Raw genomic sequence first — 12,838 nt, forward strand, 5'->3', positions numbered from 1 at the left:
ACATAAAACGGATTATCGGACTTCTGATAAGCCGCTGAAATCAAGCAAAAAGTTGACTGCTCCGGCTACTCTCGAGCGTGAAACCTGCGTGTCGCCGCTCAGCTGGGCGAGCCTACGCCGCGGCCTCGATCGGTTCGTACAGCACGCCTTGCACCTCGCCGCCGAACCAGGCGGGCTGGAGATCTCCATTGTCCCATTCGTAGAGGTAACCGACCAGTTCGCCGGAGATCTTGGAGAGGATCCGCATGATGGGTGTGCCGGTCAAACGCGGGGCTTGGGACATTCTGCTCTCCTCTGAACTCGTTATGCAAAGCGATTGATCTGTAGCGCCGTCACATTCTTGTCGGGGTCTTAGGAGCCTTATTCTGCACCTGCAACATGCAATTTGAGGTTGATAGGCGCATCGCGAAGATTCTCGCCGCTGAACGGCAAAAAACCGCGCGAATTCAGGGCCTAATCCTCGACCAAAGTCTCGGTCGTGACGCTCCCGGGGGGCGATTCTTCGCTCTGCGCCGCAGCGTCAGCCAGTTCAGCAAGAATCCTGTCGATCTCCTTCCAGACCAGCGGCTCGAGCTGGCCGCGGATCAGCGACCACTTGCTGCAGACATCGAGCGGGTCCTCGGTGGCCATGATCGCGGTCAGGGCCTTCGCATCCACGGCCACAGTCGTTCGCATCCGCCAGGAAGACGGTTTCGCAGTCCGGTGGTGTGCCGGCGGAACGAACTCCGGCTTCAGCTGCCAGGTCTTTGTCGCCCGCCTCAGCGCGGCCCGGACGACATGGGCCGGATTGATGCCACAGGCGACGAGGGCGGACGCTTGTCGCTCCAGAGCGGTCACCCGCACATCCACCTTCCGGGTCAGCGTGGTTTGGGGATGCACAACACCTGTCGAAGGAACCACGACATCAGGGACAGCTTCGGCAAGGGGCGCCGGTGGCCGCTCGGGCGTCATCAGCACTGACCCCTCGCCTGCCCGCGTCATCCCAACCCCTTCAGGGTCAGTCCTCGTGACCACCTTGCGTTGCGGTTCGACGGGCTCAGCAATCTTCAGACCTGCGGCATAGCCGGGGTCCGGGCGCGTGATCGTCGGAATCTTCTTGCGCATCTCGTCAGGCCGCGAGGACGTTGTTGAAGATGTCGGTCGCTTCCTCCAGCGCCTCGACCATGTGGCGGACATGGGGGCGCACCAGCGGGTTCGGGTCGGTCTGCTTCTGCAGCGCGATGGCATGCAAGAGCCCCTTCTCGTCCATCTCCTTGTAGGCGTTCCGGCGCAGCATCACGGTCTCGATGAGCGGGAACATCCCGATGGCACTCTCGATCAGCGCCGCATCCGCCTTGGTGGTCTTCGGGTCGACCATGTTCAGGACAACATGATGCCGGGGCAGCGCGGAGGCATCGTCAACGCGCGCGGCGAGTTGCCGGAACCAGTCGACTGTCTGTCCGCCGACGTCGAAATCCGAGGTCGAGAGCATGACCGGCGTGACGATGTGATCGGCGAGCACCGCGATCTCGTCGGACCATTCGGCCCCTACCCCGGCGGTGTCGATGAAGACGAAATCCGCCGAACCGTCCAGGTAGACCTGTTCGATCATCCGGTCGACGTCGCCGACGCTTTCTGCCACCGACGAGCGCAGCTGCGGTGAGCCATACCCTGCCCCTTCGGCGCGCGCGTGCCAGGACGACAGCACGCCGGTGCTGTCGGTATCGATGAGCATCACCCGGCGCCCGGCGGCGACGGCCGCGCTGATCAGGGCGCGGGAGAGCGTGGTCTTGCCACTCCCCCCCTTCCGGGCCATCGCGGCGATCACCACGAGGTTGTCGTTGGGCATCTGGGCATCTCCGTCGAGAATGGTGAAATGTCACAAAACGATTGCCGCGTCGGTATCCCGACCAATTGTGGACGTCAAGCATTGTGCGGACCGCGCGAGACATAGGGCAGTCGGCGTGGCGCACCCTCCGGGGCGCGGGTCGCACGCCGCACCCGACACGGGACGTGGTCCGTGCATCGGGGTGCGTAGCGCAGGCGGCGTGTGACGCGGCGCACTGGACGTAAGACGGGTGCCAGATGCCCGAAAGCATCGCGCAGAAGACGGCACGCAGAAGACGGGAAACGGGCCGCGGAACGCGGAAGACGGGGCGCGAAGCGCATCCCGCGGGCTGCAGAATGCAGCGCGCGGGATGCACTCCGCAGAAGACGTCAAATCGCCCTTGCAGGGCGATTTTCTACATTGAGTACAAGCCCTTATGACCGACTCCACTTGCGTTGGGAGTCGGCGGGCTTGTACGAAGTTGGCAAGAAATAGGAACGTTAACTTCAAAATGCCCCGCCGTCGCAGACTGTCAGAGATCGAGCGATCGACCATCGCCCAGAACCGCCGGAGCGGCGTCCCTGCGGCGTCTCTGGCCACGCGCTACGATGTCAGCCTGAAGACGATCTACAACGTGGTGAACCACTGGGGTGAGCGTCAGACAGCGAACGGCAGCCGTTCGCGGGTTGTGGGGATCCGGGTCTCGGAAGAAGACCTGCGCCGGTTCGATGCCGCCCTGTCGCGGCGCGGGATCGCGCATCGCTCGGATGCCATGCGCCGCCTGATGCTGGCGGCCGAGAGTGTCTTCCTGCCCGACGACGAGATGTGCGACGAGCTGCGCAGCCTCGGTGCCGCGCTCAACCGGGTCGGCAACAACGTGAACCAGATCGCACGACGTCTGAACGAAGCCAAGGTGCGGGGCGAGAGACTGTCCTACCCGGCCTCAAGTCACCGTGACGTCCGCGCGCTTGCGGGTCTGGTCTTCGATCTGGCCGACCAGGTCCAGGAGATGTCGCGTGCGCGGCGCAGCCAGCTGGACCTTGAGATCAGCTCTGCCCTGGCGGGCCTCGCCGGGAGGGATGAGAATGGCGCCGAGTGACCGGGTCCGGGGCATCGACCCGGCGCTCTTTGACCGCGGCTGGAGCCGGGTTTCGGGATCCTGGCAGGGGCTTTCCAGGGGCGCGCAGATGGTTCGGGCCGCGCGCGGCTATTCGCCAGCGATCTTCAAGGCTATCTCGAAAGGGGGCTGCCACACCGGGGCGCAGCTACGGGCGCAGCTCACATATCTCACGACGAAGTCGACCCATATCCTCGACAGTCGCGGCACCCATGACGGGAAGAAGCAGCTCTCGGAAGCCGAGATCAACCGAGTGGCGCGGCGGTTCGAGAACCAGTGGAACGAGCGCTACAGCCCCAAGCTTGGCCATACGTCGCATCTGCTGATGGCATTCCCGGTTGGAACCAGCGGCAAGGAGGTGCGCGATATCACCCAGGCGGTCTGCGAGAGGTTCTTTCAAGGTGAGGGGTCGCAATTCGACTATATTGCTGCAATACACCAAGATCGCGCGCATCCACATGCGCATATCGTTCTGAACCGCCGCAGCAAGGATGGCGAAATGTTCTTTCTCGGGAAGGATCATCACTTCAACTACGACGCCTTCCGCGAGGCGATGGTCGAGGCAGCCCAAGTCCATGGGATCCGCCTTGAGGCGACGCGCCGTCTGGACCGAGGCGTCACGACCTACCGCGCCGAGATCGATGAAATCTACAAGGCCCGCGACGAGGGCCGTCCCCCTGTTGAGCGCCAGAGAACCGGCGCTGACCTGGCGGCCGCGCTGGAAACCGTCAGGCACAACGCGTTGATCTACCGCGGGCTCGCGGCAGAGGCGTCACGCTCGAATTTCGAAGACGTGGCCGAGGCGCTCGAGAAGGCCAGCACCATCCTTGCCAGCGGCGGTCAGATTCAATCTGACGGAGCCATCTACATGTCCCAAGACGAAGCAGCGTTCGACACGCTGATCACAGAGTTTTCTCAGAACATTCGCCAGATCGAGGCGGCAATCGACAGGGCGCCGGCGGCCGAGAGGCCGGTGATCGAGCGCAAGCTGACCGACGTACTGGCCTCGGTCGCGCATTTGAACCCGCTCGGGGATCGCTCTGCCGCCCTGGTCGATGCCCCGTCCCGGGACGGTATCTATGCAAGGCCGAACATAGGTGAAGATCACCTCGCTCGGCTGGCTGATGAGGACGTGCCCCCGAAGCTGGTTGCGGCCCTGCAAGGCACGGGCATTGAAGCCGAGGCTGTGGCCGCGCGCCTGCGGGAAGGGGCAGGCAATGCCGCATTGGAACGCCAGTGGCTGGCACAGGATCTTCAGGCGATTGCAAAGGAAGGGGGACTCGATCTGGAGAGACCTGCGGAGAGGGAAGACGCACTCGACAGGCTGGAAGCCGTGCATGTTCGGCTGGGCGATGTCCTGACCGACGTACGCGTCCTTCGCGCGCTAACCGAGATCGACGAGGTGGACGACGCTGAGCCAGCGCTTGGTGAGCGGTTGACGACACCTGGGAGTGATCTCGCGCAAGATGGGTCCGACATCTTTGCCCCATCGGAGCGGCAGGCGTTCAGAGCGCTGGTGGCGCAGTTCCGCCGGACGGATTTCGATCATCCGTTCTCCGACGACCCGTCCGTCCGGCGGGCGGGCGCCGTGGAGGTTGAAGAGGCCCGCGCCGCGTTCGACGCCTATGCGCAGAGATCTCTGCAGCATGCCGAATTGGCCTCGATGGCTTGGGAACAGATGACTGACAGTCGAATGCCGCCGCAATATGCGGTATCGGAGCAGGACCGCGCGCTTCATGCCGGCGACATGGACCTCGCCTTGCGGGATCCTTCGGATCATCTCGGTCCGATCACCGACGAGCTCCGCACCCTCGCCCGCTATCGCACGGAGATGCCGGATGAAGAGTTCGGGCAGGCCGTCCAGGACGAAATCAATCACCTTCGTTCGCTCGGCGCGTCGCGTGCCTATATCAGCGAGCGCAGTTTCGAGATCGAGCACCAGGCGCGACAGGACTACGCCGAGCGTCGGTATCTGGAAGAGACAGCGCCAACCGTTATGGCCTTTGTGCGAAGCGCCGACGTCGGGACCCCGGCCTCCGAGGCAGAGCAGCAGGACATCGTCCGGCAAATAAACGAGCGACTAAGCCCCGACACAATCGACGCGCTGAGGGCGGGAAACGCAGAAGTCCTCGACAAGTTCACCGAGGATCCGCTGCGCCAGCTGGAACTCGCCAAAACCTATCTCCAGAGCAGCGAGGTGACCGCGCATGGCCCGGCCATGGAGCGCGTTCTCGATGCTTTGGCCGAAGAGCAGATCGAGGCGCAGCGCGCACGCCACGCTGCGGCAGATGGCGAGAAGGGGATCACCCATGGATAAAGGCAAGATTGCCCTCGGTGTGTTGAGCCTCGTGCTGGTCGGCCTTGCCATGGGTTATGTCGTGGCGACCGGCTTTGTCATGTTCCGCTATGGGCTTTCGCCCACACGTTTCGACGTCACCCTGCTGGCCCGCGAATATCGGGGTCTGTCTCAGTCTGCACCGAAAGACTTCCTCTGGGTGAACCTCATCCTTGGCGGCTTCGGTCTAGCATCGCTGATGCTGAGCGTCACGCTTCTGGGGGATGCATTGACTCGCTTCGGGACGACGCATTGGCAGACCCGCAGCGAGATGAAGAGGAACGGCTTCTTTGCCAAGCCCGGCGGCGGCTTCCTTCTGGGCAAGCTTGGCTCCCCGAACTCCAGGCGCCCGTTCCTTGTCTCAAAAACCTTCCCCCACGCTCTGATCGTGGCGCCCACGGGCCGGGGCAAGGGCGTGGGGTTCGTGATACCGAACCTGCTGACCTACAAGGGCTCGGCCGTGGTGCTCGACGTGAAAGGCGAGAACTTCCGCGAGACATCGCGCTTCCGCGCCAGCATGGGGGACAAGGTATTCCGCTTCGCGCCGACCGACTGGGACCGACCGACGCATCGCTACAACCCGCTTGCGCGCATCGCGGCCATGACCAACCCCAACCGGCAGCAAATGGAGCTAAAACTCACCGCCAAGCTCTTCCTGCAAACCGACAACGAAAAGCTGAGCGGGCTTCTGGCCGGGGGCATCGACCTCTTCGTGGCGGCCGGTCTTCTGGCCTTCGAGCGCGGCGTGCCGACCATCGGCGAGATTTACCGCATCTCAGCCTCGGGGGGCGACAAGCAGAAGGAATATTTGAAGCGTTCGCAGGAGGTGAAGAACACCTCGGCCAAGCTGATCTTTGAGCGCATGGCTTCGACCAACAATGACACCCTGACCTCCTACCTCTCGCTTCTCATGACATCGGGTCTCGACACCTGGGACAACCGCGCGATCGACGCGGCCACCGCGACATCTGATTTCTCGTTCCGGGATATCCGCCGCCGCCCGCATGCGATCTATCTTGTGGTCGAGTCAGAGATGATCCGCCCACTTGCCCCGCTGATCCGCCTCTTCTTTTCGGACCTGATTGCCTCGCTGCAGGCGCAGGAACCCGGCGATGACGAGCCGTGGCCCGTGATGATCATGCTCGACGAGTTCGACCGACTGGGGAAGATGCCGATCGTCGCCGAGAGCATCAAGACTCTGCGCTCCTTCGGCGGAAACCTCGCCATAGTGACCCAGACGATCCCCGCGCTGGACGAGATCTATGGTGAGAACACCCGCAGGTCGCTTCAGGGCGGCGCAGGCGTGAAGCTCTACCTCACCCCATCCGAGCAGAAGACCATCGAGGAACTGAGCCAGGCCGTCGGCAAGACCACCAAGCGTGTGGTGACCCGCTCCCGCGCTGTTGGACGCAATCCGTTCGAAGGGCGCAGCGTATCGGAACGGACCGAGGATACGCCGCTCCTGACCGAGGATGAGGCACGGCGCATGGACCTCGATGAAGTCATCCTTGTGATCGACGCGCAAATGCCGATCCGGGCGAGAAGGGTGAAGTATTTCGAGGACCCGGTGTTGAAGGTACTGCACGCCGGTCAATCGGGAAGCTTCCCATATCCGGACGAGGACGGCCTTCGGCGGGACCGACAGATGTCCGAGACTCGCGAGACGGTCGAGAAGCTTAAGCAGGAGCTGCAGGAAGTGCGGGCGGCAGCAGGGGCGCAGGGGGCTGATACTGCTGCATTGCCAAAAACGCCACAACCTTCCTCGAGAGAGCCGCTCGATCCTAAGCCTGCGCTGAAAGGCCGGGCGCGCGGGAGGGCCGCGCGGTCCGCTGCAGGAGGCGGAGGGTCAGGTCAGCTGTCGATCAATCTCGCAGAATTGGGGCTCCAAGAGACAGACAGGTCAGTCTTGGCGGCAGCTGTTCAGACGACACGATCAATCATAGAAGTACATGGTTAATTAACGGCCGCTGCCGCGCGGACGATCTCGTCCCGGCTTTCGAAGATGCGCACACGGATCGCACATCTGTATTCCCTACCCGCCTCATGTTGCTAAGGAGTCGGTCCGATCCTCCATGATCCCGGTCCGGTGATCAAGCCTGACGCCCGCGTGGACCTAGTCGCATATTTTCGTGCCAATTGGCATGGCGTGCGCTCCGCCCAATTCCGAAACCGGGCAGTACATGCTCTTTTTCAGTGATCGCCCGACCTTCAACTCGGAAAGAGGAAAAGCAGATCCCGGCAATCGGCCGAAATCAGACCAGTTCGTCCGCCGACGCTGTCACCTCGTTTACCCACGCCATCAGCGCTGCGGGTTCGGATGGCAACTGGATTGCCAGCCCTTCCGCGAAACTTTCGAAGGCAGGTCGGTTGAGCGTATTGAGTCCGACCAGTACCGGGATCTCCATCGCAACCGCCTCGGCGATCACGTCGCGGAACCCCCGCCCCTCCGCCTCGTGCTTTCCGAACTTGTTGACGATCAGCAGGTCCGCGCCGGACGACAGGCTCACCTTGACCAGCCCGACCGCCGTTTCCAGCGCGGCCGGGTCGAGGCGGCACCCTCGCGCCTGCGACCCGAGGTCCTGGCTGATGCGCAGAACGGGACCATCGGGCAGCACCCGCACATCCATGTCGCAGGGGCCGGCATCGGCGCGCTCGCTGTTGATCTGGACGGTGCCGCAGCATTTGAGGCCCCGGGCTGCGAGGTCCGCTGCCAGCCGTTCAAGCACCAGATCCGTATCGCCGCGTCCTGGCGCCATCGTGTAGGCGAGTTTCATGTCCGGGCTCCTTCAGGATTGGCAGAAAGGTTGGAATTCGACCAGCGCACCGGCTGGCAGGGATTCGACGTCGGCGGGCAGAAACATCAGCCCGTCCGCTGGAGAGAGCAGCCCGACACGGGCCGAATGTGTGGCATCCTCGAAGGAGACGATCTCGCGACCATGGCCATCGAAACCGGCCAGCGTGGCGGGTCGGAGTTCGCAGCGCCCAGGCTTGCGGCGGATTGGGCCTGCGGTCACGACATGCCTTCGGGTCGGGGCGGGTCCCTCGCCGCTCAGGGCACGGATCAGCGCCAGTCCGAAGACCTGCCATGTGACGAAGGCCGATACCGGGTTGCCGGGCAATCCAAGCCAGTGCGCCTTGCCAATGCGCCCGACCGACACCGGCTTGCCCGGTTTGATCGCGACGCCGCTGAACAGGGTTTCGCCACCCAATGCCATGACGGCCGGCTTCACATGATCTTCTTCGCCCACCGAGATACCGCCCGTGGTGACGACAAGATCGGCTTGCGCCGCCATGTCGCCCAATTGACGGACAAGACCGGCAAGGTTGTCGGCACCACGAGCCGAGGCAACGACGTCCACATCCGCAGCTGCAAGGCCTGCCGTCAGCATCGGTGTGTTCACGTCCCAGATCTGGGCTTCCTCGCGCGCGCCCCCGGCGCGGCGTACCTCGTCGCCGGTGACAAGCAGTGCCACGCGCAGCCTGCGCCGAACACGCAGGATGCCCGCGCCGGCGGCGGCACAGGCGGCGATCTCCCTTGGTCCGAGCCTGCGGCCCTTGTCCAGAACGGTCGCACCCTTGGCCATGTCACTACCCGCGCGGCGGACGTTCAAACCCGGTTCAGGTCTGCGCGACAGATGAATAGCGTCCCCGTCACGCAGGACGTCCTCCTGCATGACGACCGAGTCCGCGCCCAACGGGACTGGCGCGCCAGTAAAGATTCGGGCCGCCACGGCCCCTGCGACCGGTGTCGTCACCGCCTGCCCGGCAGGCACGCGCGCAACGACTGGCAGCACCCAGGGTCCGGCGCCAGTGAGGGCCGATGTCGCGATCGCATAGCCATCCATCGCCGCATTATCGAAAGCCGGTACCATGGCTCGGGACCGGACCGGCTGAGCGAGAATGCTGCCAAAGGCGTGGTCGAGCGACAGGGCCTCGGTCCGGCCGACCGGTGCTACATGCCCTGCAATCCGGGCCAGTGCCTCGTCGATGCTGATCAGCGAGTGAAGCATGTCCTGACTGTCACAGCCGCAGCCCGGTGACGCGATGGCTTGATGGATGGTCATTGTGCTGCCTCCTCGGCGGAATTGGTAGGCTGGAAATGCCCGGGCCCGATGCTGCAATCGAGGTCGCGCAGGCGCCCGTCCTTGAGCCCGTAAATCAGGCCGTGCACGCGGACATCGGCTCCGCGGCGCCATGCCCTCTGAAGGATCGGCGTCTCGCAGACGCGCCGCACGCCCTCGACCACATTGAGTTCGGCCAGCCGGTCGCGTTGTGCTTCGAGGTCGGTTTCGCGCCCTAGATCGACCGCATATGCGCGGGCCAGGCGCCGGATCGGCTCGAGCCAGTGATCGGCCAGACCGTGTGGCAGATCCTCGGTCGCGGCCTTGACCCCGCCGCAGCCATAGTGGCCGCACACGATGATCTCGCGCACATGCAACGCATCGACCGCGAACTCCAGCGCCGAGAGCAAGTTCATGTCCGAGGAATGAACTATGTTGGCAACGTTGCGATGGACGAACACCTCGCCCGGATCGAGCCCCGCGACCACGTTGGCCGGTACCCGGCTGTCCGAACAGCCGATCCAGAAGAACTCGGGCGCCTGAAGGGCGGCAAGTCGGGTGAAATAGTCAGGCTCCTCGTCGTGGCGTTGTTTCGACCACGCCACGTTACGCTCCAGAAGGTCATTCAGCATCGGTCGTCTCCGGGAAATCTGGCAGCCCGCGTCTTGAACGCATGTGTTTGGACAGGATCCGCAGATCGGCCCGAGTCAGCCGGGCGCGGGCAATCGGCAAGAGGATCGCGTTTTCGGCAACGAGGTGGCGCCGCACGTGCCCTGCAAACCTGGACAACACCCCGCGCTCCTTGGCGGACAGATCGGCCCCCTTATCAAGGCAACCGGCGAGCATCGCACGCACTTCGGGCAGCAGACGCATCGCCTCATCCTGATCGGCCCTGATCCGGTCGATCGCACCCTCAATCGCATCCTCTTCTGTGCAGCGCCGGGCAAGAAGCGGGAACAGGTCCTCAGCCTCGTCGCGCAGGTGGACGTTCAGTTCCTCGTTCACAAAGCGCAGCACCGTTGTCGCTTTTTGGCGATTGAAAGCGTCCGCCGTTGCCAGCGCGTCGATAACTGCGCAAATCTGACGTTCACGCAGGTGGTCTTCGCTGATGAAGTCCAGAGGATTTGCGAGCAGGCTCGGACTCGTCGGTTTGTCGCCACTTCCGCGCGTCACTGTCTCTGACGGTTTCATCACACGTCCTTTCGCGTGGTTCAGATCGGCGTCAGGCTTGCGCCAGAGATCTGCGCCTCTTGACCGAGGCTCTCCACGAAGGCGCGCGAGGCGTGCGCCCAGGCAGCCTTTTCCAACGCCTGCGCGATCTTCGGGCGAACGGTGTCGTAGGGCAGCACCTGCCCCGGCGCCGTGGCATTCAGTCGGATGATGTGCCAGCCGTGCCGCGACAACACGGGCGCCGGGGTCACCGCCCCTTCGTTCAGGGAGCGCAGGGCTGCCTCGAACTCCGGCACGGTGTCGCCGGGGCCAAGCTGACCCAGATGGCCGCCAGAGGCTTTCGAACCGCAATCGCTATCGCGCGCGGCCGCGGCAAATCCCTTGGCATCGCCGTCGAGTCGCGTCAGCAGGACAACGGCCCGTGCCTTGGCCGCGGCGCACTCGGCTTCGTCGCGCGGATCGCAGGCGCACAGGATGTGCGAGACATCCCAGAGCGGTGCCGAACGATATCGGGCGGGGTCTTTCTCCCATTCCGCGCGCACGGCCCCTTCGCTGACGGGCGCGATCACCAGCGCCTCGTCCAGCAGGGCGCGGATCAGGGCTTCGTCGTCCGTCTCGAACCGCCCCGGCGCCAACTCGAGTGGGTCGGGCGTCAACCCGCGCCGCTTCGCCTCCTGCAAGAGCAGTGCACGGATTGCCAGCGCCTGCGCCGCCTTGCGCCAGGCGATCCCCGGCTTGTCCTTGGGGGCGCTGTGGTTCTGGGCCTCGGCGGCGATTGCCGCCGAGGGGATGGTTTCGCCGTTCACGACGACATCGGGAAACAGGGCCACGTTCATCTGGCTCACTCCGCGGGCGTCGTGGCGGTAGGACCGCGCTTGGCTTGCACCTTGTCATAGGCGCGGCGGCGTTCTTCCAGAGGACGGTGCCGGCGCGACCGCACGATCTGGTAGCCGGGCCGCGTCAGCAGGTAGCGGAACGGCGCGGCGAAACCGGACCAGATGTGGACGAGCCGCGTGAACGGAAACAGCGCCGTGATGATCAGCCCGAGGAAGATGTGCAGCTTGTAGAGCCAGTGCACGTCGACGACGGTGACCCAGGCGTTGATGTTCCAGCTGACCACGCTCTGCGACCAGGTCATGAAGCGGACCATTTCCGACCCGTCCATGTGCTGCAGCGTCTGGGTGATCGTCAGCAGGCCGATGGCCAGCTGCAGCCAGATCAGGACCATGATCAGGATGTCGGGGAAGGTCGATGTCACGCGGATGCGTGGATCGACCAGGCGGCGATGGATCAGCATGGTCGATCCGATCAGGGCGGCGATGCCAGCCGGGCCGCCGATCAGAACTGCCATCCATTGCTTGAGCGCATAGGGAATACCGATGGCATCCAGCACCCAGACCGGCGTGAAGAGGCCGACGAGGTGACCGAAGAACACGGTCAGGATGCCGACATGGAACAGGATCGACCCCCAGATCAGCTGCTTTCGGCGCAGAAGTTGGCTCGAGGAACTCTTCCAGGTGAAGGGGTCCCGCTCGTAACGCACGATCGATCCCACGAGGAAGATCGTCAGCGCGACATAGGGCATGACCCCGAAGATGACGAAGTTGATGTCGAAGTCGCCAAACATGTCATGCGCTCCTGTTCAATGGTTGCGGGGCGGGGGTAGGATTGAACCCAGGTTTGTCCATCGCCGCGAGCATGTCGCGGACTTGCGGGCAACCTGCGTTCGGATCGGGGCCGAACGTAACCTCGGTTTCCTCCCAAACGGCATCGAGCGCCGCGAGGTCGGTCGGGTCATCATCGGGCTGAGACAGCATGTCGGCCACGGCTTCGGCGTCGGCCTGCATGTCGGCGAGCTGGGAAAGAGCGGCGAACGCGGCAGCATACCCGCTGTCGCGCCGGACAAGCCGGGCCGCGAGAGCATCAAGGATATGCGCCGCGTCCGCCAGAGTTTCCTGCACTTCTGCGAAGGGACGCGTCGACAGGAATTCCAGCAACACCGGCAGGTGGTCCGGCAGTTCCGAGGTGGCGGGTTCGAACCCGCCCGCCCGATAGGTCTCGATCAGGCTGACCATGGCGCCGCCCCTGTCACGGCTTTCGCCGTGAACATGCTCGAAGAGATTGAGCGACAGCGTCCGCGACCGGTCGAAGAGCATCACATAGCTTTCCTGCAGGTCGTATAGGTCGGCCTTTGCGAAGCCGTCGGCCAACCTGCGCAGCGCAGCTCGTGTGTCGGCGGCGATGCGGGGTTCGGCTGCGATGACGCCCCCGATTTCGGGCATGGCCTCCTGAAGCTCCCGCGAGGGATAGCTCAGGATCAGCGACAGGGCCTTGAGTGTGCGGTCCAT

General features: G+C 64.0%; 13 protein-coding genes. 3 read left to right on the forward strand and 10 right to left on the reverse strand.

Annotated features, from left to right (window positions below; all coding sequences use genetic code 11):
* Window positions 1-112 precede the first annotated feature (112 nt).
* The 3 genes from ACSBLW_RS19420 to ACSBLW_RS19430 form a co-directional block, all read right to left on the reverse strand.
* The gene (locus ACSBLW_RS19420; protein WP_435260229.1) at window positions 113-283 is read right to left on the reverse strand and encodes a hypothetical protein; all 171 of its coding nucleotides are present in this window, start codon (window positions 281-283) and stop codon (window positions 113-115) included.
* Between the two features lie 170 nt (window positions 284-453).
* Window positions 454-1,104, reverse strand: coding sequence for a hypothetical protein (locus ACSBLW_RS19425; protein ID WP_435260230.1), 651 nt, complete (start codon window positions 1,102-1,104; stop codon window positions 454-456).
* A 4-nt stretch (window positions 1,105-1,108) separates the two neighbouring features.
* Window positions 1,109-1,828, reverse strand: coding sequence for a ParA family protein (locus ACSBLW_RS19430; protein ID WP_435260231.1), 720 nt, complete (start codon window positions 1,826-1,828; stop codon window positions 1,109-1,111).
* A 490-nt stretch (window positions 1,829-2,318) separates the two neighbouring features.
* Here ACSBLW_RS19430 and mobC point away from each other — a divergent pair, with 490 nt between their 5' ends.
* From mobC to ACSBLW_RS19445, 3 genes are read left to right on the forward strand one after another with little or no spacing between them, the layout of a single operon-like run.
* Entirely contained in the window at window positions 2,319-2,906 is a 588-nt protein-coding gene (gene mobC, locus ACSBLW_RS19435; protein WP_435260232.1) for a plasmid mobilization relaxosome protein MobC, read from the forward strand.
* Window positions 2,893-5,241 (forward strand): relaxase/mobilization nuclease domain-containing protein, encoded by a 2,349-nt coding sequence (locus ACSBLW_RS19440; protein WP_435260233.1) that lies wholly within the window; start codon window positions 2,893-2,895, stop codon window positions 5,239-5,241. Before mobC ends, ACSBLW_RS19440 begins: the two co-directional genes overlap by 14 nt.
* Window positions 5,234-7,216: a type IV secretory system conjugative DNA transfer family protein gene (locus tag ACSBLW_RS19445; RefSeq protein ID WP_435260234.1), complete on the forward strand. Its 1,983-nt coding sequence runs from the start codon at window positions 5,234-5,236 to the stop codon at window positions 7,214-7,216. Before ACSBLW_RS19440 ends, ACSBLW_RS19445 begins: the two co-directional genes overlap by 8 nt.
* Window positions 7,217-7,511: 295 nt before the next feature.
* Here the strand turns inward: ACSBLW_RS19445 and ACSBLW_RS19450 are convergent, their stop codons facing one another.
* Genes ACSBLW_RS19450 through narJ form a run of 7 tightly spaced genes read right to left on the reverse strand, consistent with a single transcriptional unit; the run spans window position 7,512 to window position 12,838 of the window.
* Window positions 7,512-8,033, reverse strand: a complete 522-nt coding sequence (locus ACSBLW_RS19450) for a DUF2478 domain-containing protein (RefSeq protein ID WP_435260235.1) — start codon at window positions 8,031-8,033, stop codon at window positions 7,512-7,514.
* Window positions 8,034-8,045: 12 nt separating this feature from the next.
* Window positions 8,046-9,323, reverse strand: coding sequence for a molybdopterin molybdotransferase MoeA (locus ACSBLW_RS19455; protein ID WP_435260236.1), 1,278 nt, complete (start codon window positions 9,321-9,323; stop codon window positions 8,046-8,048).
* The gene (locus tag ACSBLW_RS19460; RefSeq protein WP_109565325.1) at window positions 9,320-9,952 is read right to left on the reverse strand and encodes a carbonic anhydrase; all 633 of its coding nucleotides are present in this window, start codon (window positions 9,950-9,952) and stop codon (window positions 9,320-9,322) included. Before ACSBLW_RS19460 ends, ACSBLW_RS19455 begins: the two co-directional genes overlap by 4 nt.
* Entirely contained in the window at window positions 9,942-10,511 is a 570-nt protein-coding gene (locus ACSBLW_RS19465) for a hemerythrin domain-containing protein (RefSeq protein ID WP_109565324.1), read from the reverse strand. Before ACSBLW_RS19465 ends, ACSBLW_RS19460 begins: the two co-directional genes overlap by 11 nt.
* 20 nt (window positions 10,512-10,531) lie before the next feature.
* The gene (locus ACSBLW_RS19470) at window positions 10,532-11,326 is read right to left on the reverse strand and encodes a peptidylprolyl isomerase (RefSeq protein ID WP_109565323.1); all 795 of its coding nucleotides are present in this window, start codon (window positions 11,324-11,326) and stop codon (window positions 10,532-10,534) included.
* A 5-nt stretch (window positions 11,327-11,331) separates the two neighbouring features.
* The gene (gene narI, locus ACSBLW_RS19475; RefSeq protein WP_212538435.1) at window positions 11,332-12,117 is read right to left on the reverse strand and encodes a respiratory nitrate reductase subunit gamma; all 786 of its coding nucleotides are present in this window, start codon (window positions 12,115-12,117) and stop codon (window positions 11,332-11,334) included.
* A gap of 1 nt (window position 12,118) precedes the next feature.
* Window positions 12,119-12,838: a nitrate reductase molybdenum cofactor assembly chaperone gene (narJ, locus tag ACSBLW_RS19480; RefSeq protein WP_212538434.1), complete on the reverse strand. Its 720-nt coding sequence runs from the start codon at window positions 12,836-12,838 to the stop codon at window positions 12,119-12,121.

The organism is Thioclava sp. FR2, from assembly GCF_051200875.1.
In the GTDB taxonomy this organism is placed as follows: domain Bacteria; phylum Pseudomonadota; class Alphaproteobacteria; order Rhodobacterales; family Rhodobacteraceae; genus Pseudotabrizicola.

Coding starts and splice junctions, on each gene's coding strand:
- ACSBLW_RS19420 (WP_435260229.1), bottom strand. CDS start 283: ATGTCCCAAGCCCCGCGTTTGACCGGCACACCCATCATGCGGATCCTC.
- ACSBLW_RS19425 (WP_435260230.1), bottom strand. CDS start 1,104: ATGCGCAAGAAGATTCCGACGATCACGCGCCCGGACCCCGGCTATGCC.
- ACSBLW_RS19430 (WP_435260231.1), bottom strand. CDS start 1,828: ATGCCCAACGACAACCTCGTGGTGATCGCCGCGATGGCCCGGAAGGGG.
- mobC (WP_435260232.1), top strand. CDS start 2,319: ATGCCCCGCCGTCGCAGACTGTCAGAGATCGAGCGATCGACCATCGCC.
- ACSBLW_RS19440 (WP_435260233.1), top strand. CDS start 2,893: ATGGCGCCGAGTGACCGGGTCCGGGGCATCGACCCGGCGCTCTTTGAC.
- ACSBLW_RS19445 (WP_435260234.1), top strand. CDS start 5,234: ATGGATAAAGGCAAGATTGCCCTCGGTGTGTTGAGCCTCGTGCTGGTC.
- ACSBLW_RS19450 (WP_435260235.1), bottom strand. CDS start 8,033: ATGAAACTCGCCTACACGATGGCGCCAGGACGCGGCGATACGGATCTG.
- ACSBLW_RS19455 (WP_435260236.1), bottom strand. CDS start 9,323: ATGACCATCCATCAAGCCATCGCGTCACCGGGCTGCGGCTGTGACAGT.
- ACSBLW_RS19460 (WP_109565325.1), bottom strand. CDS start 9,952: ATGCTGAATGACCTTCTGGAGCGTAACGTGGCGTGGTCGAAACAACGC.
- ACSBLW_RS19465 (WP_109565324.1), bottom strand. CDS start 10,511: ATGAAACCGTCAGAGACAGTGACGCGCGGAAGTGGCGACAAACCGACG.
- ACSBLW_RS19470 (WP_109565323.1), bottom strand. CDS start 11,326: ATGAACGTGGCCCTGTTTCCCGATGTCGTCGTGAACGGCGAAACCATC.
- narI (WP_212538435.1), bottom strand. CDS start 12,117: ATGTTTGGCGACTTCGACATCAACTTCGTCATCTTCGGGGTCATGCCC.
- narJ (WP_212538434.1), bottom strand. CDS start 12,838: ATGGACCGCACACTCAAGGCCCTGTCGCTGATCCTGAGCTATCCCTCG.